The following is a 23,654-nucleotide window of genomic DNA, read 5'->3' on the forward strand; positions in this document are numbered from 1 at the left end:
AGCATACAAAACTATTTAATTTTTGCGACCTTGTAGAGTTGATTTTGTTAAAAAAGGTTAAACTCCTGATAGCTAAAATTTTAGAAAAACTGAAAATACAGTATTGTTAAAATAATGATTGCATATACACTCTCAAAAAGCCATTTTTTCTTTGCATGTGTGAAATAATAAGCCATATAAATTGCCAATGGAGGTGCACATAGTAGAAAGTGTGTTTCGGTTATTTGCTTGTTCCAATAAAAGGAACCAACTGCTAATAACAACATGAAAAATAAGAGCTGAAATGATTTTCGAATATGTACTACGCTCTTAAAAAAATTATCTTTTAGAATGATGAGAAAAAGTATCAAATTAAATACGATGGGTATAAGTACAAAGTAATCATGGATTTCCATCGTTACTGTTGTTGGAAATGTTTTCGTCAGCGGTAGCCAGATGCTATAGAAATCCTTAAATCTCCCTAACCAGAGGTAGATTACCGCAAGGATAAAATAGATGGTTGCAAAACCCAACAACGGTGAAATCCATTCTCTCCAGTTGAATGGTCTGAAAATGATGAGACTGATCCAAAGTAAAAGAAACATGATGATGAAAGGGAAATAGATCAAGCTACCGATAGCTACGATCATGCCCAGGTCAAACATCAGTGCTTTGATATCTTGTTGCCGGTATAAACTTAATAATTTGCTCAGCATCCATACCGATATGAAATTACAGATCAGGGTAGGTGATATAACCAGAAATGGTAAAAACAAACTGGCTAAAGTCAAATACATCAATGCAACAAGAAAACTTGGTTTACCCAACAAGTTGAAATGACCGATGATTCGATTTAGTATGGTCGCTTGAATAATGGTTAATCCTAATGTCACCAGCACATTCATTTGCGGTGATAAGGTATTGATACCGTCCTTTCCGAGTAAATTGCCAAGTGCGGGCTCAAACAGGATAGGAGTCAGGCTTTCGGGCAGATGAATGAATACGCCAAAGCATAGGAAAAATCCTATAAGTATAAGAAGAACGATATTAATGGGCGTGAATTTCCTAAATTGACTGATAATCATGTATGCCTTGTTACAAGTTGTTCTCTACAATATTACTATTTAATTCCGAATTAGGTTGATTAAAACCAACAATGCCATCACATTTTTGATATGATAGCATTGCCTTTTATAAGATGATATTGTAAAATTATTTTTGATTTTGTTTCTTTTCTAATCTTGTTATTTTCCTATCCAGGATAAACAAATAACCAGCTATTCCTAAGAACAAAACGAGCATAACCAAAACAACCACGTATATTTTACCTGAACTTCTTAGTCCAGTTGCCATATCAATATCGCCTTGTGCAAAAATGTTCAATGTTGTCATTAATACTAAAGCGATTGATAGTGATAACTTTTTCATATCAATTGTAATAAGATTTTTCAAAAAATTAATTAATTTCATTTTGCTTCTGTTCGATGATACGTAAACGGTAGCGTAAGGTAAACATCCAAGTACCGATCAAAATCCACCCAATGACGGCTGTATAAAATACCGGTCTTAACTGATTGTTCATGTCCAGGTTGCTGAAAGCGCTATTTCCTCCGCTTCCTGGGTGCAGTGAATCAGTCAGTTTGGTAAGATATAAAGCAAAACAATCATGATAGGAAAAGCAAAAATATTATATACGGCAGATATTTTAGCTCTTTTCTGCTCTTCTTCAAGCGCATTTCGTAAGACCAAGTAGGCCAAGTACATCAATGTCGCAATTGCAGATCCATTCAATTTAGGATCATTGGGCCATGCTTCTCCCCAGGTAATATTTGCCCATAGCATACCTGTAGCTAATCCCATAAAACAAAATGTAATCCCGGTATTTACAGCTTCTACCGCCATTAAATCATACTCTTGCTTGCCCGTATTCAAGTACTTGATACTGTAGATAACAGATATTGTATAAAGGAATAGCATTGCAAACCACATCGGGACATGGAAGTAAATATTTCGGATGGTTTCATGAAGAAGGAATAAAGCAGGTACTGGACCTAGTAGCCCTGCAATGATGACCAATGAAATTAAGACTACTGCCAAAATTTTCCACCAACTTTTTCTCATTTTTATGAATATTTAAAAACTGTAATTGTGCAATTAATCACGCCAAAGGTAAGGAAATAACAATAAAGAAACAGTGATTGTGATGATATTAATTGCAATTAAAACGACGATTTCATTCAAACTTTCTGCTCTATCCATACCCTGCATTGCATTCTGTGACAGCTTAATCAGTACAATAAGCAACGGAATAATAACGGGAAAACTCAGGATGGCCATTAAAGTGCTGTTATTTCCAGCTTTAGAAGTAATACCCGAAACCATAGTGAAAACAGAAGCAAAACTGACACTGCCCAGGATGACTGCAAAAAGTATAAAACGGGATCGCCTAATGGATTTTTAAAAATTACAGAGTAGGTGATGTATGCAACAACGGCCAAAAATGCCATCAAGCACATATTATAAAAGATTTTAGCGAGTATAACTGCTTTCGGGTTTACGATGGAGTAATAATAAAGTTGGCGTTGTTGGTTTTCTTGTGTAAAACTCTTATTAATGGCATTCACCGATGCGAAGAGCATGATAATCCAAAATAAAGCGTTCCATATCGTAGCATCTACAGATTTGAATGCTTGATAGCAAACAAATACTGTAGATATTACATATAGTAAAATGCTATTGATGGCATATTTGGATCGCCACTCTAGAATAGCATCTTTATAGACTAAAGTTTTTACTTGTTGTAGTAAATTCATACAGCGCAAAGATACAAATGAAATGTAATAAGCTGAATGAATAGTGCAACGAGGAAGTAAATTTTAAAAGGTTTTAGGCTTTATCAACTTTGCTTTTTGCTGTATCGACAGCATCGTCAACGTGATCTGCTAATTTATGAGCAGCGCTATTGGTATTATTCAATGCTTCTCTGCCTACTTCTTTTGCTTTATTTTTTAAAGCATCCACTTCATCAGAAGCTTTATCTTTCAATGATCCAAATCCTTCAGCAGCTTTATTTTTTAAAGCATGTAATTCCTCGGAAGCCTGGTTTGCTAATTTCCGAGCTCTTTTTGCTTCTCTTTTTGATACATCTTTTAGAGAACGAGTCAGATCTTTAATTCCGTCATTAGCACGACTTAATTGTTTCTTGCCATCATCAGTACCTAATAAATACCATGCTGCAGCACCTGCTGCTAAACCTATTAACGCAAATGCAACTAATCCATTTTTATTTTTCATATCGCTCATATTTTAATATACTTCTTTCAACTATGATACCAATTAAACAGTTGATACAGAGAAAAGTTTTAAAAGGGCTTATGAATTAACATTTTTTTACACTTGAATCTTATGTTTGGATTGCAATGAGTACAGGTGATGGTATAGTCCACTACCTTTGCTCATTAATTCGATATGATTTCCTGATTCGGACACCACGCCGTTTTCGATGACCATAATTTGATCCGAGTCTACAATAGTAGACAATCGATGTGCGATGATAATGGAAGTTCTTCCTTTCATTAATTCTTCAAGTGCTAATTGTACTTGTCTTTCTGATTCGGAATCCAATGATGATGTTGCTTCATCCAGGATAAGGATCGCAGGATCTTTCAATAAAGCGCGCGCAATGGCGATACGTTGACGTTGACCTCCGGATAATTTAACCCCTCTTTCACCTACCAGTGTATCATAGCCCTCCGGGAAATTCATAATAAAATCATGTGCATTTGCACGTTTTGAAGCTGTAATGATATGGTCAGCATCAGCGTCTAGGCGTCCATAAGCAATATTTTCACGAATAGTACCGCCAAAAAGTAAGACGTCTTGTGGAACAATGGCGACTTGATTACGGATGTCAGACAATAAATAGTCAGCGCTGCTCATCCCATCATATAGAATCTCTCCGCTGTCAGGTTTGTAAAATTGCAAGACCAATGAAGCAATAGTTGACTTACCGATACCACTCGGGCCGACGATCGCAATTTTTTGTCCAGCTTTCGCATGAAAGGTAATATCTTTTAATATTTTAATATCAGGTCTGCTAGGATAAGAGAAAGATACATGGTTGAAAGTCAGATCACCATGAAAATGTTTACGGATCTCTTTAGAAGATTCATCGATTGTGATACTTTCCTGTTCTTCCTGTAGGATTTCCAGTACGCGTTCGCTTGCTCCCAGAGCTTTCTGAATATTGGCATAGAGTTCTGGAAAACTACCCATAGATCCAGCAACGAACATCGAATATAGAATGTAAGTAGTCAAATCTCCAACAGACATTTCTCCTAAAAACACTAGAGTAGAACCGTACCAGATCACTGCAATGACAGCACCAAAGATACAGAAGATGATAAAGGAAGCAAATGCACCACGATATGTTGCACCTTTTACCGCTAAGCCAACAACGGCATCTAATTTATTGGAATATCTGTTTGATTCATAATATTCATTGACAAAAGCTTTAACATTGCTGATTCCCTGTAATGTCTCTTGCACGATGGTGTTAGATTCTGCCAATTTATCTTGTGCCTGACGTGATAGATTTCTGATGAATTTACCAAATACAATAGCTGTTACAACGAGTATTGGCAAAATGCATAAGTTCATTAAAGCTAGCTTTGGTGATACAAAAACTAATAATGCAACACCAAATGCTAAGCTGATACACTGTCTCAAGATTTCAGCTAAAGTAGTTGTCATGGTGTCTTGTATCTGCGCCAAATCTGCAGATAACCTACTGTTGAGTTCGCCAACGCGACGATTGGCAAAATACTCCATGGGAAGTGATATCAATTTCTGGTATGAATCCCGGCGAATTGATGCGAGAGATTTTTCTGCAATCTCCACAAATAGGCGAATTCTAAAAAAAGAGACAATGGAAGTAAAAGTGAGGATAACAAAAGCGATGGATCCTATTTCAAAAACATCGGCTGGGAGCCATGTGTAAGTTTGTTTTCCTTCAGAAGCATCAATCATTGCACCTAAAAGTGCTGGGAAAGTCAGCATTGCCAAACTTGAAAGTATCAAGAAAAGCATTCCTAACAAAAACTTGGTTCTAAATGGTTTTAGATACGATAGTATTTGTGCCGCTCTTTTTAATAATTCCTTATTAAGTTTCGGTTTTGGTAGTTCTTCTTCTTGCTTATTTCCGCTGTTAAATCCTCTTGCCATAGCACCAATCAATTTAATATTGAGACCTGCAAAAGTAACTACTCTTCATTAATCACTTATCATCCTTTAGTAATTTTTTGATTTCGGTATATGAAATAACTCAGAACAGCTATGATAGCGAGGGCGATATAAAGTAAAATATTTGAACTATTGTCACTTCCTTCTAGATTTTCTATGTCTTTTTTGAGTTTCTCATTCTCTTTTTGCAGCTTATTGATGGTGCCCATGTAAGCAGAAACCTGTTTGTCATATTCCGAAGCTAGATTCTGGAACTTCTGTTTTTCATCATCTTTGATGCTGATGAGTCTACGTGTTTCCAAAAAATATTGTTGTCAGTGATGACGATATTTTTTAAAATATCTATGGTGCGCTGCATATCATCTTTCGATTTAAAAAGCCCAAATATGGCTGATTTCTTTTCCAGACTTAGATCGTATTCTCCAAATTTTACTTTACGATCTTCAATAAGTTTATTGACACGCATACGTTGTGCCTCAAAGGAAGTTGAGTCTGCATTTTGTGCGCTAACAGCAAAACCTGTCAGAAAGAATAGAAGAAAAGAAAGACTTTTTATAAACTGCATATTCAAATGATATTTTTTTAAAATCTTGGATAAGACAAAAAAAGGAATAAAAGTTTAATCGCTCGTTTTGTTATTAATTGTGGAATTCGATTCTGATGATATGAGATTCATCATCAAATAATCCTAAGAGCTGACTTGCGTTTGCTTTATTCATAGCGATCTCCAGATAATTACTGATTCCAAACAAACATAGTTTTTCTCCCTCCGTTACCTCATTGTAGTTCCATGATAAATTAGTGATGGTTTCACTTCTTTTAAAATAGAGTGTGAAGCTTCGACCTTTTTGTACACGGTTAAATAGTTCCTTGGAGATATTGGTAATCGCATTTCCAAAAGCATCGACATAGACGACATTACCGCGGATGGTATCATTGTCATATATAGGTTGTAACGTAACTTTTTCAACTGTCTGATCTATGGAATTGCCAATATCCGTTAATTTACCCCCTTTAGCAATGTGACAGGCCGATTTGGTCAAAATATCAGCAAGTGGAAAATGTAAGTATCGAAGATCCTGAATCAAATTAAGTTCAACAAGTTCTTGAGGTTTATCACCATTTAAGAGTAAGCTAAAGATGCCATTGTCAGCACCTACAAAGAAGTGATCATTATACATCATTGCCACGTAACGTGATCCTTCATGAAATAAGGTGTTGATTCCAATGATATGGACTGTTTTTTTGGGAAATAATGATAAGCATTGGCCAGCACAAAAGCTGCTCTCGGAATATTGAAGGCAGGTATCTCGTGTGTAATATCAACAATTCGAACATCCGGAAGTTCCGATATCAAACTGCCTTTAAGTGCTGCTTGATAGAAATCTTTATGTCCTAAATCTGTTGTTAATGTAATAACTCCCATTCTTCTTAATTACCCTTTATGATATACCCTAGAATTCTTTTTGTTAAGGTTTTAATATATAAACTTAATCCTCAAAATTAAAGTAAAATTAACTCAAAAAAAAGAAAAGGTACGCAAAAGTACGTAATGTCTTCTGATAAAAATAAATAGAATGTACATATTCGATCCGATCGATTTGAGTTGGATGTTTTTAATCTTGATATCCACCAATATAAAAATAAAAAATGAACTCTTTTTTTATTTTTGTTGCATATTCTGATGCTAAAATTGATATTAATACTGTATTTTTGGATATTGGTTGATGTTTGTAGGTAACAGGCCAATATGGAAATAATTCACCTTAAATTGAATGATTTGAACGAATTACAAATTACATTGGATGCTATCAATTTAGCGATACTTTGGGGCGCTCAGAATGAGCACTTTGACTACATAAAAAAACAGTATCCAAAATTGAGAATTGTAGCTAGGGGTAATGAGATGAAGGTATTGGGTGATGAAAAGCAACTTGAATCTTTCAAAAATTCCTTTGACGATGTTATCAACCATTTGGAAAAGTACAATAAACTTTCCTTAATGGATTTGGAAAACCTGATGCAGACAACTTCGGGATCTGCTGTACTGGAAGAAAAAATGCTTGCTGATAAAGCTGCAAGTGTCGGTTCCGAGCCTATTGTTTTTGGACCTAATGGCATTATTGTGCGTGCACGTACACCGAATCAAAGAAAGATGGTGGATAGCATCACAAACAATGACATCCTTTTCGCTATAGGTCCTGCAGGTACAGGTAAAACCTACACCGCCGTTGCCTTAGCGGTCCGTGCATTACGCAATAAAGAAATCAAACGTATCATCTTAACACGACCGGCTGTTGAAGCTGGAGAAAATTTGGGCTTTCTTCCGGGAGATCTAAAAGAAAAAGTTGATCCTACTTACGTCCTTTATACGATGCGCTTGATGATATGATTCCAGCAGAAAAACTTAAAGGATATCTCGAGAATAGAACCATTGAGGTCGCTCCGTTAGCTTTTATGCGTGGACGTACTTTAGATAATTGTTTTGTGATTTTGGATGAGGCACAGAATGCAACCGATATGCAATTGAAAATGTTTTTAACCCGAATGGGACCGACAGCAAAATTCATTGTTACGGGTGACGTGACACAGATCGATTTACCAAGAAAGAATCAGTCAGGACTAGCAACTGCTGTACGATTGCTGGATAATATTGAGGGTATTGATATTATACATTTAAACGGTTCAGATGTTGTGAGGCACAAACTAGTGAAACGCATTTTAGAGGCTTACGGAGATATTTAATAGTCAATAATAAATTTGAGATAGAGAGATACTATCCATTCATCAATATATGAACGCAATACAAGAAACAAATTTCAATTTCGAAAATCAAACCTCTTTTTACAGAGGTAAAGTACGTGATGTATATACCATTGCTCATGAATATTTAGCTATGGTGGCTTCAGATCGTATTTCGGCATTCGATGTGGTATTACCAAAACCTATCCCGTACAAAGGACAGGTGTTAAATCAGATCGCTGCAAAATTTTTGAAAGCAACGGAAGATATTCTGCCAAATTGGGTAGTTTCTGTTCCGGACCCAAGTGTTACGATTGGTAAAATGTGTGAGCCTTTTAAAGTAGAAATGGTGATCCGTGGCTATTTATCTGGTCACGCTTGGAGAGAGTATAGTGCAGGAAAACGTTCGGTATGTGGCGAAGCGCTGCCAGAGGGGTTGAAAGAAAATGATAAATTACCTGAACCTATTATTACTCCCACGACAAAAGCAGCAGTAGGTCACGATGAGGATATTTCCAGAGATGCTATTTTAGCAAGAGGAATCGTGAGTGAAGAAGATTATATCCAGTTGGAGAAATATACAAAAGCATTATTTCAACGAGGTACTGAAATCGCAGCTGAAAGAGGATTGATCTTGGTGGATACCAAATATGAATTTGGCAAAAAAGATGGTCAGATTATTTTGATCGATGAAATTCATACACCAGATTCTTCCCGTTATTTTTATGCGGAAGGTTATGCTGAACGTCAGGCAAGTGGTGAAGCACAAAAGCAATTGTCGAAAGAATTTGTACGCAAATGGTTAATTGAAAACGGATTTCAAGGTAAAGATGGACAGCAGGTTCCGGAAATGACAGATGAAATAATAAAATCAATTTCTGAGCGATATATCGAACTTTATGAGCATATTGTAGGCGAGAAGTTTGTTTATCCAAATCAAGAAGATGTTTTGGAACGTGTAGAACGGAATGTGACTCAAGCTTTAAAACAACTAAAATATTAAGAGAAAGGATCTAGATTATGAAATATACGATTGATAAGCATGACCGCTATATTGTAATAGAACCGCTTTGTGATAGCTTAGATGCGGAAAAAGCGATTAAATTAAAAGGTGAGTTTTTGTTGAGAAACACGGTTGGTCAACGTAATATTATTTTAGATTTATCTAATGTGCGTAAAATAGACGAAAGCAGTATTCGCTTGGCACTATTAGCAAATCGTCTTTGTGATTCAAGTGGTGGGCTATTCATTTTAGCAAACTTGGATTCTGAAGTCCTTGAGGTATTGGAAATGTCTCACCTACAGACCAACTTTACGATCGTAATTCTGTTAAAGATGCTGAAGACCGTGTTTTTGCACATGAAATTGAATTAGATTATAGAGGAGAGAAAGAAAAATAATATGCGATTTGAAGTTTTGATTTTAGGGAATAGTTCCGCAACGCCTATGTACGATAGGCATCCAACTAGTCAAGTCGTAAACTTCAATGAGCAATTGTTCTTAATTGATTGTGGAGAAGGTACACAAATGCAGCTTAGCCGTTATGGCATTAAAAGCAATAAAATAAATCATATTTTTATCAGTCATCTGCATGGAGATCATTACCTCGGTTTAGTTGGGTTATTGTCCTCCATGCACCTGATTGGGCGTAAAAGTGATCTACACCTTTATGGACCAAAGGGACTTGATGAAATATTAGCTGTTCAGTTTAAATATTCAGAGACATTACTTCGCTACGATCTTATTTTCCATGAAACTTCTGCCGAAGAACCGCAGGTTATTTTTGAAAATAGAACCATTAAAATAAGTACATTTCCTTTGACTCACCGAATTCCCTGTACTGGCTTTCGTTTTGATGAGGGACAGCGTTCACGACACCTACTTGTAGAAGATATTGAGGAGGCCGGTATACCTGTTGCTTATTATCAATTATTAAAAAATGGGGTGGACTATGTTCGTGAAGATGGACAGGTGTTCAGCGCATCAGATTATACGTTGCCTGCACCATTATCCCGCAGTTATGTGTATTGTTCAGATACCATTCGTACAGCAAACTACTTACCCTATATTCAACATGCAACATTAATCTACCACGAATCTACTTTTCTCCATGATATGGTCGATCGTGCAAAGGAAACTTTTCATACTACAGCCCTGGAGGCTGCAGAGATAGCCAAGGAAACGCATGCAGATAAATTACTATTAGGTCATTATTCTGCACGATATAAAGATTTACAGCCTTTATTACTTGAGGCGCAGTCTGTTTTCCCGAAAACGATGCTATCGCAAGAGGGAAAATGGTTTTCGGTATAATGTTATTTGTAAAATCTCCCTGTTATATTAAATTAGCCAAAAATTCTCAGAAGGGAGCAATAAAGTTATATTTGAGCAGCATGCGTCAATACCTATGAACTAACAATAAATAAGGCTAAATTTCTATTGATCTGTAATTATATTGTGGATGTAAGCAAATTTATCTAAGTTTACGATTTATAATTTAATAATTTAATGGACACTCCATTCAACTTAACGAAACTTTTACGGGAAAATATTAAAAATCTCGTACCTTATTCTTCTGCTAGAGATGAATTCAAGGGGGAAGCATCTATCTTAATTGATGCCAATGAAAACGCTTTTGGTTCTCCTTTAGCGCATAACTATAACCGTTATCCAGATCCTCTGCAACATCAACTTAAGCATAAGCTAGCACATATTAAAGGAGTGCCTGCAGAGAATATGTTCTTAGGTAATGGAAGTGACGAGGCTATTGATATCTTATTTCGTGCATTTTGTCGTCCAGGTGTTGATAATGTAATTTTAGTCCCACCTACATACGGCATGTATGAGGTTTCAGCCAACATCAACGATGTTGCTTTTCGGAAGGTAAATTTAACAAAGGAATATCAATTGGACTTAGAAGGTATTGAAAATGCTGTCGATGAGCATACTAAATTGATCTTCATTTGTTCACCGAATAATCCAACCGGTAATACGATAAATCGTCATGATATCGAAACCATTTTGAACAACTTTGATGGTCTGGTTGTGGTGGATGAAGCTTATATTAATTTTTCACAAACTAAATCCTTTACTCAGGAATTGGCCGAATACCAAAATTTAGTTGTTTTACAGACGCTTTCAAAAGCATGGGGGTTAGCCGCTTTACGTTTAGGTATGGCCTTTGCAAGTACCGAAATTATTTCGGTATTTAATAAGATAAAACCACCGTATAATATTAACCAAGCGACACAGGATATTGTTCTGGAAGCATTAGATCAAGTTGATCAGGTTAATAGCTGGATCAAACAAACTGTGGTGGAACGTGAAAAGTTAGTGCAGGGATTGTACAAACTGGATATGGTCCAACACATTACTCCTTCTGACGCCAACTTTATTCTGGTAAAAATGAATGATCCAAGAGCAGTATATGCCTATTTGGTATCACACGGTATCATTGTACGTGACCGCTCGAAGTTGAACTTTGTGAAGGATGTCTTCGAATTACAATCGGTACACCAGAAGAGAATAGTATATTATTGGAAAAATTAACCACAATCAACATATAAAATAATGCCTAATCAGCTAAAACGTGTATTGTTTATCGACCGTGATGGTACTTTAATTTTGGAACCTGAGGATCAACAAATTGATTCTTTTGCTAAACTTAAATTTTACCCAGGTGCATTGCAATACCTTCCACGCATCGCGAAAGAATTAGATTTCGACTTAGTATTAGTTTCTAACCAAGATGGTCTGGGTACAGATGTTCATCCAGAAGAAAACTTTTGGCCTGTCCATCAATTTATACTGGATACATTTGCGGCTGAAGGTGTAGTTTTTTCTAAAGAACATATCGACCGTACGTTTCCTCATGAAAATGCGGCTACACGCAAGCCAGGTATCGGTATGCTATTGGATTATTTCGATCCTTCACAATATAATCTAGCACAGTCTTTTGTTATCGGAGATCGTGTCAATGATGTAAAGCTGGCTCAAAATCTAGGTGCTAAAGCTATTTGGCTACGTAATAATGATGACTTGGGGGCTTTGGAAAATGTGCAGATTGATGCAGAAACAATTGGTCTTGAAACAACCGACTGGAAGTCTATTTATGAATACCTGAAGTTAGGAACACGCACCGGTGAACATCATCGTAAAACGAATGAAACGGATATTTATATCAAATTGAATTTAGATGGTTCAGGAAAAGGTGATATTGAAACAGGTTTGCCATTTTTTGACCATATGCTGGATCAGATTGCCCGTCATGGTGCAATCGATCTGACAGTAAAAGCGAAGGGTGATTTATATATTGATGAACATCATACGATAGAAGATACTGGTATTGCGCTCGGAGAAGTATTCTTAAAGGTTTTGGGTGATAAACGTGGTATTGAACGTTATTCATATACATTACCTATGGATGATTGCTTAGCGCAGGTTGCTTTGGATTTTGGTGGCCGTAATTGGATTGTTTGGGAAGCTGATTTTAAGCGTGAGAAAATTGGTGATATGCCTACAGAGATGTTTTTCCACTTTTTCAAATCATTTTCGGATGCATCTAAGTCTAATTTAAATATCAAAGCTGAAGGTGACAATGAGCACCATAAGATCGAAGCAATATTTAAGGCTTTTGCCAAATCAATAAAGAAAGCTGTACGTCGTGATGCTGATAATATGGAGCTCCCGAGTACGAAAGGAGTTTTGTAATCGGTAGGTTAGAGATATTAGATTTGAGACGATAGATAATAGATTGGAGACCGGATATCGTTTCCTAATTTCTAAAAAAATAGCATATAAGAAAATCAGATATCTTCAATCTCATGTCTGATATCTATTATCTGACATCTAAAAAAACAAAAATGATAGGAATTATAAATTACGGAGCAGGTAATATATTTTCATTGACAGCAGCTTTAGATCGTGTTGGACTAGCTTATGGCATGGTCAACAAGGAAGAAGAGCTGGAGCAATATGATCGTATTATCATTCCTGGAGTAGGACATGCAGGTGCAGCGATGCAAAAACTGCGTGACTCAGGTTTAGCTTCATGTATCCATAACATTGATAAGCCTGTTCTGGGTATTTGTGTGGGCATGCAGTTGCTAACAGATTTCTCAGAAGAAGGAAATGCCTCTTTATTATCCATTATACCTTTGAAGACTTTACACTTTGATAAAAAAATCAAGGAAAAAGTTCCGCATATGGGTTGGAATAGTGTATCGATCAGAAATGACAATCCATTATTCAGCAATATAGAAGATAATGCTTATTTTTACTTTGTACATTCGTATTTCATTGAGTATGATGCGAAATACACGGCAGCAATGTGTGCTTATGGATTGCCATTTTCGGCCGCTATAGCAAAAGGTAATTTTTATGGTGTGCAGTTTCATCCTGAAAAATCAGGAAAGGCTGGAGAGCAATTATTAGTGAATTTTTCAAAATTAAGTTAGAAAATAAAAAACAGTTTACAATGTATATTATACCCGCAATTGATGTATTAGATAAGAAAGTTGTTCGTCTAAGAGAAGGAAATTATGACGATGTTACTACTTATGAAATCAGTTTAGAAGAGCAGATTGAGAAGTATCATGCAAATGGTACAGAATTGGTACATATCATTGATTTAAATGGTGCAAAAGGTGATTTTAGTAATCAAGAATATTTATTTGATATCATTCAAAAAACAGAAATGAAAATTCAATACGGTGGCGGTGTTCGTAGTATTGATAAGTTAAAGAATTGGTTGATGCTGGTATTTACCGTGTTATTGTTGGTACTCAGGCAATCACTAATCCATCATTTTTGGAAGAGTTAAGTAGCTTAAATGAAGGTAAAGTTAAATATGCCGATCATATCGTTATTGCAATTGATGTATTGGACGAGGTGATTAAATATTCAGGTTGGCTGGAATCTTCTCCAATCAAGTTAATTGCATATATCGATAAGTGTTTAGCTTTAGGTTTTTACCGTTTCTTATGTACGGATATCAGCAAAGATGGTAAATTAGGCGGTGCTGGTGTTGAATTATATAAGAAATTATTAGATCATTCTCCTATAATTAAATTAATCGGATCTGGTGGTATCAGTTCAATGGAAGACATCAGCAACTTAAAATCATTGGGAAGAATGGAGTCTGTTGTTGTTGGTAAAGCGATCTATGAGAATAGAATTTCAATTGAAGAGATTAAAGATTGGAATTTGAAATCGTTAATTAACTTCTAAGGATGTTAGCAAAACGTATAATTCCTTGTCTTGATGTTAAAGATGGCCGCACAGTAAAGGGAGTTAATTTTGTTGATTTACGTGATGCTGGTGACCCAGTTGAATTGGCATGGCAGTATTCTGAACAGGGAGCTGATGAATTGGTCTTTTTAGATATTGCAGCCACGCATGAAGGGCGTAAAACAACTATTGACCTGGTTAAGGCTGTTGCGCGTCAGGTCAATATTCCATTTACAATCGGAGGTGGAATTAACGAAATGAAAGATGCTGAGATTTTGTTGAATGCTGGAGCAGATAAGATTTCGATCAACTCTGCTGCTGTTCGTAATCCACAATTGATCAATGATCTTGCCGCAGCGTTTGGTGCACAATTTGTTGTTGTTGCGATTGATACGCGTTTTCTAGATGGTCAAAACTTTGTCCACTTAAGTGGAGGCCGTATCAAGACTGATATCAAAACAGAGGATTGGGTACACGAGGCACAGGAAAGAGGAGCTGGTGAGATTTTACTGACATCTATGGACCATGATGGAACGAAGAATGGATTTGATAATGGATTATTGAAAAAATCAATGATGCTATTACTATTCCGTTAATTGCATCCGGTGGTGCGGGTAATCAGCAACATTTTGTCGATGTATTTCAACAGGCAAATGTAGATGCCGCTTTGGCAGCATCAGTGTTTCATTACGGTGAAATCCTTATCCCAGAATTAAAGAATACTTTAAGGAGTAATGGCATTGTAGTACGTTAAATTTGCTTACTATAGCAACTCTAATGACTTCATACCATATACTCGATACTAATTAAAAGAAATGTTAGATTTTTCAAAAAGTGACGGACTTGTCCCTGTAATTGTACAAGACGCCCAAACATTGGAAGTGTTAATGCTCGGTTATATGAACGAAGAAGCATGGCAAAAAACACAAGCCGAGAAGCGTGTTACTTTTTTTCAAGAAGTAAAAACCGCTTATGGACTAAGGGTGAAGAAAGTGGGAACTTTTTAGAGGTTGTCGGCTTACATATTGACTGCGATAAAGATACGGTATTAATTAAAGCGAGACCTGCAGGCCCTACTTGCCATACAGGTAGCCGCAGTTGTTTTAATACTGATTTTAATCAAAATTTCTTGCTGGAGCTAGAGCGAATCATCAAACATCGCTATGAATTTCCTTCCGATGAATCATATGTTAATCGTTTGCGTTCAAAAGGAATCAATAAGATTGCTCAAAAGGTAGGTGAAGAAGCCGTAGAAACAGTTATCGCTGCATTGACAGAAACAGAGCATGATTTTATTAATGAAACTTCTGATCTATTGTTTCACCTTCTCGTATTATTACGCGAAAAAGGAATTTCATTAGAGACAATTGCTAAGAATCTCGAAGGTAGACATCAATAGTATTGTTCTACGTTATTAAGATGTATAAAATTTGTAAAAAAGGCACCTATGGGTGCCTTTTAAGATTTATAATATGCTGTAAATTTACTGATATAGCTTCTAGTTGATGTAAATTTAGCTAAGTTTGTATAGGGTAATATGATTATGGATACATTAGAAATGGAATTAGCAGCAACATTAACTGGACATCAAAATCCTATCTTCGCTTTGGAGAGAGGATATTTTACCAATACGTTCTTTTCTGGAGGAAATGATAAAGGTGTAGTGGAATGGGATTTGCAAACGAAGTCATTCAAGCGCATTCTTTGTGCGGTAAGTTCTTCAATTTACGCCTTACATCTTATCCCTAATACCTCTTTTTTGGCGATTGCACTTCGTGAGGGTAAGGTTATGATTGTTGATGTTGAAAATCAAAAATTAATAGCGAGCATTCAAGTTTCTAAGAAAGCAATTTTTGCCCTTCAGAGTATTCCGACCAAGAATGAGCTGGTTGTCGTAGGGGAGGACGGTATTGCTAGTGTATGGTGTTTGACAGATTACAAGAAGATATATGAATTTGCTATTTCCTCCAACACAATCCGTACGATTGCTCTTTCTCATGATCAAAAGAAAATCGCATTTGGAGATAAGAACGGGGATATATTTTTATTCTCTGCAGAAGATTATCATTTTCTATTAGCGAACCAGAAACATACCATGCCGATTACGAGTCTGATCTTCTCTCGTAGCGGACTTGAGCTCTTGAGTGGAGCTAGAGATGCTGCATTGAAAATCTCCGACGTAGCAACTTTAAAAGAGCAGCATGGGTTTGTTCCGCATATGTTTACCGTATATGGCATTTACCCACATCCCAGTTATCCAGTATTTGCGACGGTTAGCCGGGACAAATCTTTCAAAATTTGGGATGAGGAAACCTATGCTTTACGCAAAACAGTCAGTCGTGATAAATTTTATGACTCGCATACTTTATCGATCAACACCGGACTTTGGACTACTTCTGGAAAATACTTTCTCACTGCAGGTGATGATAAATTAATCAAAGTCTGGGAGATGAAATTGTCTTAGGTATTCTTAAGAAAGCAAAGCAACTATTTCAGTTAAATATTGCTCATCGACAGCATCGAAATCGTTGAGTTCGCTACTATCTACATCTAGAATACCGATGATGTTGTTGCCCTTATAAACAGGGATAACAATTTCTGATTTTGAAAGTGAGCTGCAAGCGATATGCCCGGGGAATTCATCCACATTGGTACTATAATGGTTTTATTTTCTTTCCAGGAAGTTCCGCAAACGCCACGACCATACTGGATACGCGTACATGCTACTGGTCCCTGAAAAGGTGCTAGTACAAGTTGCTCACCCTCAATTAAGTAAAAACCTACCCAGAAAAAATTGAACTGTTCCTTCAGTGCTGCGGCAATATTTGCCAGGTTAGCGATTTGATTCGTTTCACCGGTGATCAAGCCTTTTATTTGAGGAAGAAGAGCAATATATTGTTCTTCCTTTGTTCCTTTTTTAATTGTTAAATCTTCTGCCATAAAAAAAGCGCTATTATGCTGTTCAAAGTTAACAGAATAATAGCGCTTGTTAAAAATAAATAATCTTTCTTTACAACTTTTTCAAAGCTAATTTGATCATTCCTTCGACGGTCAGATTTGGATCCGTTTGGATGACAGTATTTAAAACTTTTTCTGAGGTAGCTTTATTGAATCCCAACATGACCAAAGCGGATAATGCTTCGTCTGGTACAGATTGTGCCATTGGAATCGTTGACAAGGATTCTACGCCCTGTTTTTTTAGCTTATCCTGCAATTCTAAAATCAAACGTTGTGCTGTTTTAGGACCAATACCTTTTATTTGCTGAATCAGTGTAACCTGACCATTTACAATAGCAGATTGTATTTCTTCCGGTGTATTGGATGAAAGGATCATACGGCCTGTATTTGGACCAATACCTGATACTGAAATCAGATTTTCAAATAGTTTTTTTTCACCTTCTGTTGCAAATCCGTATAAGGTATGCGCATCCTCCCTAACCTGAAAAGAAATGAATAGCTTACACTGCTCCTGGTCTTTAATCAAGGAAAAAGTATTGAGGGAAATATGGATATAATAGCCAATCCCACCCACGTCGAGAACAACATGGGTAGGTGCTTTATGTGCTAATTTTCCGTTAAAATATGCATACATAGCGATACGGAATTAATTACCTTGTTTTTCGTGAGATTGTACATCGACAACAGCGATCGTTACCATATTCACGATTTCGCGAACTGAACTATCCAATTGTAATACGTGAACTGGTTTGTTCATACCCAATAAGATTGGACCAACAGCCTCGGCGTTGCCTACTTCCTGTAATAATTTGTATGCAATATTTCCAGATTCCAAATTCGGGAATACCAACGTATTTGCTGGTTGTCCTTTCAATGTACTGAATGGAAAGTTTGCTTCTAATAGCTCGCTGTTTAATGCGAAGTTTGCTTGTAAATCACCATCTGCAACAATTTCAGGATGCTCCTGGTGTACGATTTTAATTGCCTCACGAACTTTTGTCGGTGTGTTACCTTCGTTAGAACCGAAATTAGAATAAGAAAGTAATGCAATACGAGGGCTTACATTCATTTTTCTAACTGCTTTATCTAACAATACGGTGATGTCTGCCAACTCTTTTGCTGAAGGCTCTTTGTTAACAGTAGTATCTCCTAAGAAGATAGGGCCTTTTTTTGTTAACATCATGTACATACCCGCAATACGGCTACCTTCTTTTGCTCCGATAACGTGGATTGCTGGTTTGATCGTATTTGCATAGTTTTTTGTTAATCCGGAGATTAAGGTATCGGCATCGCCAAACTGCACCATGCTTGCTCCGAAGTAGTTGCGGTCAATTAAAAGCTTTTTAGCATCTAATTTTGAAAGACCGCGACGTTGTCTTTTCACAAACAAATGTTCAACATATTGGTTGACACGTTCTGTTTCCATTTCTTCAAATGGATCAATGATCTGTACGCCTGCTAATTCAAAACCGTACTCATTGATTAAAGCATTGATTTTTCCTTTTTTACCTAGCAAAATAGGAACTGCAATACCTTCTTCTTTTACGATCTGTGCCGCACGAAGTGTTTTGTAGTTATCTGCCTCAGCAAAGACAACACGTTTAGGATTACGTTTTGCTGCCATTGTCAAGTTACGCATAATAGCATCATCTTGACCTAATCTTTTACGAAGAGTTTCTCTGTATTTATCCCAATCTTCGATTGTATGCTTTGCAACACCTGATTCAATGGCTGCTTTTGCAACTGCTACTGAAACTTCAGTGATCAAACGTGGATCATTAGGTTTTGGGATGATATAATCTGCTGAGAATTTTAGATTATTGGTATTATATGCTAAGTTTACTTCTTCTGGAACTGGTTGTTTAGCGAGGTCAGCAATTGCTTTTGTAGCTGCCACTTTCATCTCTTCGTTGATCGCTGTTGCACGTACGTCTAACGCACCACGGAAGATGTAAGGAAAACCTAACACATTGTTAACTTGGTTCGGATAATCTGAACGTCCTGTGCCCATAATGACATCGTTACGTGTTGCAATTGCTAAGTCGTAAGCGATCTCCGGGTTAGGATTTGCCATTGCTAATACAATCGGCTGGTTAGCCATTGTCAATAACATTTCTGGAGTCAACACATCTGCTGCAGAAAGTCCGATGAAAACATCAGATCCGTTTACCGCATCAGCAAGCGTATGGATATCACGGTCAGTAGCGTAAGTAGCTTTCATCGCATCTAACGTTTCACGGTCACGACGGATTACACCTTTACTGTCTAACATAACAATATTTTCTTTTCTTGCACCTGCAGATACATACATACCTGTACAAGAAATAGCGGCAGCACCTGCGCCGTTTACGACGATTTTAACATCCTCGATATTTTTTCCGATCAGTTCGCACGCATTGATCAAGGCTGCACAAGAAATAATTGCTGTACCATGCTGATCATCATGCATAACCGGAATATTCATTTCCGCTTTTAGGCGTCTTTCGATTTCAAAACATTCTGGAGCTTTAATATCTTCCAGGTTGATACCGCCAAAGGTAGGTTCCATTGCTTTTACGATATTGACAAACTCATCTACATTTTTAGTGTCAAGTTCAATGTCAAAAACATCGATATCAGCGAAGATTTTAAATAATAGACCTTTTCCCTCCATAACTGGTTTGCCGGCTACAGCGCCAATATCTCCAAGACCTAGAACAGCCGTACCATTACTAATAACTGCAACTAAATTACCTTTTGCAGTATATTTGTAAGCATTTTCATTATTTGCAGCGATAGCTAAACAAGGCTCAGCAACCCCTGGCGAATAAGCTAGCGATAAGTCTCTTTGAGAATTTGTTGGCTTGGTTGGCACAACAGCTATTTTACCAGGTCTACCCATTGAGTGGTAGTCTAATGCCGCTTGTTTACGATTTACATTACTCATTTTAATTCTTTTATATAGTGCTAGTTTGTTAAACTAAGGTTACAAATGTATCATTCTTTTTTTGAGAAAGAAATGATAAATAGTCAAAAATTTATTCTGAAGTGTCAATTTATTTTAAGGCATCAAGAAGTGTGAACATTCGTTTGCGCATTGCACTAGTCGATCCTGAGTAATTATTCACTAATAAGGTGAAGGTGAATTTCTCTCCTGTGCTATTATTTTGGATACCGGTATAGCCTAAAGCTCCTCCAATCGTACCGCTTTTCATCTTCATATTATTGTATTCGGGCAGACTTTTATAGAATTCGGGAAACCAGGATTGTGATTGTGCGTACTGCATAATCTTGGTCATGGCAGCGGTTGTCACTCTATTTTGTGGAGAAAGACCAGATCCATCCTGATTGTTGAGTTCACTGCTATTGATCTGCAATTTATTTTCCCAATATTTTTGAATAAAGGTTGCTCCCTCACTTGTTTCAGTCTTTTGTGCCGTTTGGTATGCAATTGCTTTCAGTAATACTTCACCGTATAGGTTAATACTTTTTTGGTTGAACCAGTAGATAATCGCAGCAAGATCAGGTGATTCATGGGTGTCCAGAATATGTCTTGAGATTTCTGTTGTTGAAATCGCTTTACTATTACTCGGTAATTCAGCGGTTTTAATGCCGACATTCTTAAGTGCCTTTGTTAATTGAAAGGCAACATCATAAGCTGGATCCGGTACGGAGATTTCAATTGTTTTTTTAAGATCTGAACCATACGTGCCCCGGATGTAAATGTTTGTAGCATATGGACCTGAATAGGCGTATACATTGTCTCCTGAGCCATTTTTTCCCGTAGTAACTTCATTCGTGATTTTTATATAGGAAAGATCCGCAGTAAGCTTTTGTATTGTTGCTGGTTTTCCAAGGGCATCGTTAGGTGTGAAAACTACCCCTACGGCATTTTCTCTCCAGTTTAGTGAAGACACTCCTGCACCGTAATAATTTCCAATGTCGGACCAGATCCAGCCTCCAGGAACTTTATATCCTTGGTAGCGACTGTCATCCCCGATGATACGGCCTTTTATTTCCTTAATACCAGCATTCTGGATTGCATAGATCCATTTGTTGAGTATTTGTTCTTCACTGGTTTCGGGGTAACGGTTACTTCCCAACGTGGGATCTCCACTACCTTCAATAATAATATCTCCATGGAGCACGCCGTCGGCCTGAATCGTTCCGGTATATGATAGATTGGTTTTAAATTTAATCCTTGCCTAGAATATCAAATGCTGTGCTCGCGGTGATAATCTTCATCGTAGAAGCCGTTGCTAATCCTATCTCTTGATTATGCTGAAAAATGGGTGTTCCTGTGATTGCATCAAATACGGATAGCGATGCTGTACCATTTTTTAACGAAGGGTCTTTTTCAAATTGACGATAAGCTTCTTCAATTTTGGTTTTTGTTGCTGACTGTGAATAAGTAGGAATACTGTATAACGGGGATAAGCAGATACTGAGAAGGGTAAGGGATATACTGGTTTTCATTAATATTAAATCTTTCTGTTTTCATAAAGATACTATTGTTTGATCAAAAGTGTTTAATATGAAAGTCAAAAGTTAGCCTTCAAAACGTGTTTACTTCTTGAAATTTTATAACTTGCATGATCAAATTAAAGAAACAATGACGCATTCAGAAAAATTGACGGCAATTAGAAGTCTGATGAAAGAGCAAGGTGTTGATGGTTATATCATTCCTTCTTCTGATCCGCATATAAGTGAATATTTACCAGATCGTTATAAGTGTATCGCTTGGACATCAGGGTTTACAGGTTCAGCAGGTACTTTAGTTATTACACAGGATTTCGCAGGTCTGTGGACAGACACCCGTTATTTTGTTCAGGCAAATGAACAGCTGGCAGGGAGCGGTTTCGAACTTGTAAAATTAAAAGTTCAAGGGAATGCGGAGTACGCAGATTGGTTAGGTGAGCATTTAACAAAAGGTGCCAAAGTTGCTTTTGATGGTAATTTAGCTTCTTTGTTAGTTGCACAATCTGTTCAGCAAATCTTGAAACCTCTTGATATTGTAGTTGACGGTCATGTGGATCTATTGTCTCCATTGTGGAGGGTAGGCCGGCTTTGCCTTTAGCAAAAGCATATTTATTGGCCGATACGACAACAGGTCAATCTACAAAATCTAAATTGGCGGCTGTGCGTACTGTATTGGCCAAAAATAGAGCACAGGCACATCTGGTTTCTTCTTTAGATGATTTGGCTTGGTTGCTTAATATCCGCGGACGTGACGTACCATGTAATCCTGTTGTTTTAGGATTCGTTTATGTAACAGCAGATGAAGCTATTTTATATATTGAAACAGCTAAATTGGATTCGGAAACGGTTATCAGTTTAGAAGCTTCCGGTGTAACTGTTAAGCCTTATGAGGAAGTGTATGCACAAGTGAGCAATCTAGCTGTAGAATCTATTTTGATTGATCCAAAAAGAACTTGTTTTGCTATTTATGATTCTATTCCCTCTGGCGTAAAAATCATTGAGAAAATCAATCCTTCAGCTTCTCTGAAAGCAATTAAAAATGAAGTAGAGATTGGACATACGCGCGAAACAATGATCAATGATGGTGTTGCGATGACTAAATTCTTTAAATGGCTGGAATCGGCAGTACCTGCCGGTGGTGAGTCTGAGATTTCTATAGCCGCAAGATTACAAGAGTTTAGAGAGGAGCAACCTGGTTTTAATGATATTAGTTTTGGTACCATTGCCGGCTATTTAGACCACGGTGCATTGCCACATTATTCCGCTAGTAAAGAAAGCAATTACGATTTAAAAACGTCAGGGCTGTTATTGGTCGATTCGGGAGGTCAATATCAGACAGGAACAACAGATATTACGCGTGTGGTTTCGTTGGGAAATATTACGCAGGAAGAGAAGGAAGATTATACAACTGTATTGAAGGGTACGATAGAAGGTAGCCAGGCTATTTATCCGCAAGGATCTAAAGGTTATCAGATTGATGCGATTACACGTCGTCCGATTTGGGCTACATTACGTAATTATGGACATGGTACTGGTCATGGTGTTGGTTTCTTTTTGAATGTACACGAAGGTCCGCAGACGTTTAATGCCGCAAATATTGATGTTGCAATTGAAGCGGGAATGATCAGTTCGATTGAACCGGGTTTATACCGTGAGGGAAAACATGGTATCCGCATTGAAAATCTTGTCTTATCAAAACATGCCGGTTCTTCCATATTCGGAGAGTTTATGGATTTTGAAACATTGACAATCTGCTATATTGCAACAGATCTAGTTGATAAAACGTTACTGGATCAGCAACATATAAACTGGTTGAATCAGTATAACCAATGGGTTTATGATAAACTGGAAGGCAGATTGAATGATGATGAAAAGGCTTGGTTGAAAACCAAAACGCAAGCAATTTAAGATTATTTAAAATGTAATATAATAGGAAAAGGAGATCATATGATTCTCCTTTTTTAAGTTTAATGTAACGGGCATGCTATAACGTTTTAATTTTTTAAAATTAATGCTTACTTTTGTTGAAAGACCAAATCACTATCATG

General features: G+C 37.0%; 16 protein-coding genes and 10 pseudogenes. 13 read left to right on the top strand and 13 right to left on the bottom strand.

All coding sequences use genetic code 11. The annotated features are described in order from the left end of the window. Positions 1-80: 80 nt before the first annotated feature. From L950_RS08915 to L950_RS08950, 9 genes and pseudogenes are all read right to left on the bottom strand, one after another. The gene (locus L950_RS08915; protein ID WP_021189315.1) at positions 81-1,064 is read right to left on the bottom strand and encodes a DUF6427 family protein; all 984 of its coding nucleotides are present in this window, start codon (positions 1,062-1,064) and stop codon (positions 81-83) included. 127 nt (positions 1,065-1,191) lie between these two features. Further along, positions 1,192-1,449: a CcmD family protein gene (locus L950_RS08920; protein WP_021189316.1), complete on the bottom strand. Its 258-nt coding sequence runs from the start codon at positions 1,447-1,449 to the stop codon at positions 1,192-1,194. Continuing rightward, positions 1,436-2,100: pseudogene (gene ccsA, locus L950_RS08925) on the bottom strand (cytochrome c biogenesis protein CcsA). Before ccsA ends, L950_RS08920 begins: the two are co-directional and overlap by 14 nt. Before the next feature lie 33 nt (positions 2,101-2,133). Next, positions 2,134-2,792 (bottom strand): annotated as a pseudogene (locus L950_RS08930) (heme exporter protein CcmB). A 73-nt stretch (positions 2,793-2,865) separates the two neighbouring features. Beyond that, a complete protein-coding gene (locus L950_RS08935) occupies positions 2,866-3,273 on the bottom strand; it encodes a hypothetical protein (RefSeq protein WP_031287862.1) in 408 nt (135 codons plus the stop codon). A gap of 96 nt (positions 3,274-3,369) precedes the next feature. After that, on the bottom strand, positions 3,370-5,202 hold the full coding sequence (locus L950_RS08940) for an ABC transporter ATP-binding protein (RefSeq protein WP_031287864.1): 1,833 nt from the start codon (positions 5,200-5,202) through the stop codon (positions 3,370-3,372). 59 nt (positions 5,203-5,261) lie between these two features. Further along, positions 5,262-5,522 (bottom strand): hypothetical protein, encoded by a 261-nt coding sequence (locus tag L950_RS28540; protein ID WP_156169615.1) that lies wholly within the window; start codon positions 5,520-5,522, stop codon positions 5,262-5,264. Further along, positions 5,462-5,785 (bottom strand): hypothetical protein, encoded by a 324-nt coding sequence (locus L950_RS08945; RefSeq protein ID WP_021189320.1) that lies wholly within the window; start codon positions 5,783-5,785, stop codon positions 5,462-5,464. Before L950_RS08945 ends, L950_RS28540 begins: the two co-directional genes overlap by 61 nt. Before the next feature lie 73 nt (positions 5,786-5,858). After that, a pseudogene (locus tag L950_RS08950) lies at positions 5,859-6,646 on the bottom strand (S-adenosyl-l-methionine hydroxide adenosyltransferase family protein). A gap of 354 nt (positions 6,647-7,000) precedes the next feature. On the opposite strand from L950_RS08950, the pseudogene L950_RS08955 reads away from it, so the two are divergent. From L950_RS08955 to L950_RS09005, 11 genes and pseudogenes are all read left to right on the top strand, one after another. Beyond that, a pseudogene (locus tag L950_RS08955) lies at positions 7,001-7,965 on the top strand (PhoH family protein). Between the two features lie 49 nt (positions 7,966-8,014). Further along, a complete protein-coding gene (locus L950_RS08960) occupies positions 8,015-8,965 on the top strand; it encodes a phosphoribosylaminoimidazolesuccinocarboxamide synthase (protein WP_021189321.1) in 951 nt (316 codons plus the stop codon). A 17-nt stretch (positions 8,966-8,982) separates the two neighbouring features. Continuing rightward, entirely contained in the window at positions 8,983-9,336 is a 354-nt protein-coding gene (locus L950_RS08965; RefSeq protein WP_231577009.1) for an STAS domain-containing protein, read from the top strand. A 27-nt stretch (positions 9,337-9,363) separates the two neighbouring features. After that, entirely contained in the window at positions 9,364-10,275 is a 912-nt protein-coding gene (locus L950_RS08970; RefSeq protein ID WP_021189322.1) for a ribonuclease Z, read from the top strand. Between the two features lie 195 nt (positions 10,276-10,470). Then, positions 10,471-11,528 (top strand): annotated as a pseudogene (gene hisC / locus L950_RS08975) (histidinol-phosphate transaminase). A 4-nt stretch (positions 11,529-11,532) separates the two neighbouring features. After that, positions 11,533-12,672, top strand: coding sequence for a bifunctional histidinol-phosphatase/imidazoleglycerol-phosphate dehydratase HisB (gene hisB, locus L950_RS08980; RefSeq protein ID WP_021189323.1), 1,140 nt, complete (start codon positions 11,533-11,535; stop codon positions 12,670-12,672). A 152-nt stretch (positions 12,673-12,824) separates the two neighbouring features. After that, entirely contained in the window at positions 12,825-13,418 is a 594-nt protein-coding gene (gene hisH, locus L950_RS08985; RefSeq protein ID WP_031287866.1) for an imidazole glycerol phosphate synthase subunit HisH, read from the top strand. Between the two features lie 20 nt (positions 13,419-13,438). Continuing rightward, positions 13,439-14,190 (top strand): annotated as a pseudogene (locus tag L950_RS08990) (HisA/HisF-related TIM barrel protein). 2 nt (positions 14,191-14,192) lie between these two features. After that, positions 14,193-14,944: pseudogene (hisF, locus tag L950_RS08995) on the top strand (imidazole glycerol phosphate synthase subunit HisF). Positions 14,945-15,005: 61 nt separating this feature from the next. After that, positions 15,006-15,589, top strand: a pseudogene (gene hisIE, locus L950_RS09000) (bifunctional phosphoribosyl-AMP cyclohydrolase/phosphoribosyl-ATP diphosphatase HisIE). 144 nt (positions 15,590-15,733) lie between these two features. After that, positions 15,734-16,654 carry a WD40 repeat domain-containing protein gene (locus tag L950_RS09005; protein ID WP_031287868.1) on the top strand — a complete coding sequence of 307 codons (921 nt, stop codon included), beginning with the start codon at positions 15,734-15,736 and terminating at the stop codon, positions 16,652-16,654. A gap of 6 nt (positions 16,655-16,660) precedes the next feature. Here the strand turns inward: L950_RS09005 and L950_RS09010 are convergent. The 4 genes and pseudogenes from L950_RS09010 to dacB all read right to left on the bottom strand — a co-directional run bounded on the left by L950_RS09010 (position 16,661) and on the right by dacB (position 21,603). Next, positions 16,661-17,130, bottom strand: a pseudogene (locus L950_RS09010) (GAF domain-containing protein). A 70-nt stretch (positions 17,131-17,200) separates the two neighbouring features. After that, the gene (ruvA, locus tag L950_RS09015; protein ID WP_021189326.1) at positions 17,201-17,782 is read right to left on the bottom strand and encodes a Holliday junction branch migration protein RuvA; all 582 of its coding nucleotides are present in this window, start codon (positions 17,780-17,782) and stop codon (positions 17,201-17,203) included. Positions 17,783-17,794: 12 nt separating this feature from the next. Beyond that, positions 17,795-20,074 (bottom strand): NADP-dependent malic enzyme, encoded by a 2,280-nt coding sequence (locus L950_RS09020; RefSeq protein ID WP_021189327.1) that lies wholly within the window; start codon positions 20,072-20,074, stop codon positions 17,795-17,797. 109 nt (positions 20,075-20,183) lie between these two features. Further along, a pseudogene (gene dacB, locus L950_RS09025) lies at positions 20,184-21,603 on the bottom strand (D-alanyl-D-alanine carboxypeptidase/D-alanyl-D-alanine-endopeptidase). Between the two features lie 136 nt (positions 21,604-21,739). Here dacB and L950_RS32545 point away from each other — a divergent pair. Together L950_RS32545 and L950_RS09030 are read left to right on the top strand one after the other, a co-directional pair. Continuing rightward, positions 21,740-22,204: an aminopeptidase P family N-terminal domain-containing protein gene (locus L950_RS32545; RefSeq protein ID WP_231577010.1), complete on the top strand. Its 465-nt coding sequence runs from the start codon at positions 21,740-21,742 to the stop codon at positions 22,202-22,204. Further along, complete coding sequence (locus tag L950_RS09030; protein WP_231577011.1) at positions 22,177-23,514, top strand: aminopeptidase family protein P; 1,338 nt, start codon at positions 22,177-22,179, stop codon at positions 23,512-23,514. The genes L950_RS32545 and L950_RS09030 overlap by 28 nt, the downstream gene beginning before the upstream one ends. Positions 23,515-23,654 lie beyond the last annotated feature (140 nt).

The sequence above is a fragment of the Sphingobacterium sp. IITKGP-BTPF85 genome, assembly GCF_001006065.1.
Classification (GTDB): Bacteria; Bacteroidota; Bacteroidia; order Sphingobacteriales; family Sphingobacteriaceae; genus Sphingobacterium; species Sphingobacterium anhuiense.

Coding starts and splice junctions, on each gene's coding strand:
- L950_RS08945 (WP_021189320.1), bottom strand. CDS start 5,785: ATGCAGTTTATAAAAAGTCTTTCTTTTCTTCTATTCTTTCTGACAGGT.
- L950_RS08970 (WP_021189322.1), top strand. CDS start 9,364: ATGCGATTTGAAGTTTTGATTTTAGGGAATAGTTCCGCAACGCCTATG.
- L950_RS08960 (WP_021189321.1), top strand. CDS start 8,015: ATGAACGCAATACAAGAAACAAATTTCAATTTCGAAAATCAAACCTCT.
- L950_RS09020 (WP_021189327.1), bottom strand. CDS start 20,074: ATGAGTAATGTAAATCGTAAACAAGCGGCATTAGACTACCACTCAATG.
- L950_RS08965 (WP_231577009.1), top strand. CDS start 8,983: ATGAAATATACGATTGATAAGCATGACCGCTATATTGTAATAGAACCG.
- ruvA (WP_021189326.1), bottom strand. CDS start 17,782: ATGTATGCATATTTTAACGGAAAATTAGCACATAAAGCACCTACCCAT.
- L950_RS08915 (WP_021189315.1), bottom strand. CDS start 1,064: ATGATTATCAGTCAATTTAGGAAATTCACGCCCATTAATATCGTTCTT.
- L950_RS08940 (WP_031287864.1), bottom strand. CDS start 5,202: ATGGCAAGAGGATTTAACAGCGGAAATAAGCAAGAAGAAGAACTACCA.
- L950_RS08935 (WP_031287862.1), bottom strand. CDS start 3,273: ATGAAAAATAAAAATGGATTAGTTGCATTTGCGTTAATAGGTTTAGCA.
- L950_RS32545 (WP_231577010.1), top strand. CDS start 21,740: ATGACGCATTCAGAAAAATTGACGGCAATTAGAAGTCTGATGAAAGAG.
- L950_RS08920 (WP_021189316.1), bottom strand. CDS start 1,449: ATGAAATTAATTAATTTTTTGAAAAATCTTATTACAATTGATATGAAA.
- hisH (WP_031287866.1), top strand. CDS start 12,825: ATGATAGGAATTATAAATTACGGAGCAGGTAATATATTTTCATTGACA.
- L950_RS09005 (WP_031287868.1), top strand. CDS start 15,734: ATGGATACATTAGAAATGGAATTAGCAGCAACATTAACTGGACATCAA.
- hisB (WP_021189323.1), top strand. CDS start 11,533: ATGCCTAATCAGCTAAAACGTGTATTGTTTATCGACCGTGATGGTACT.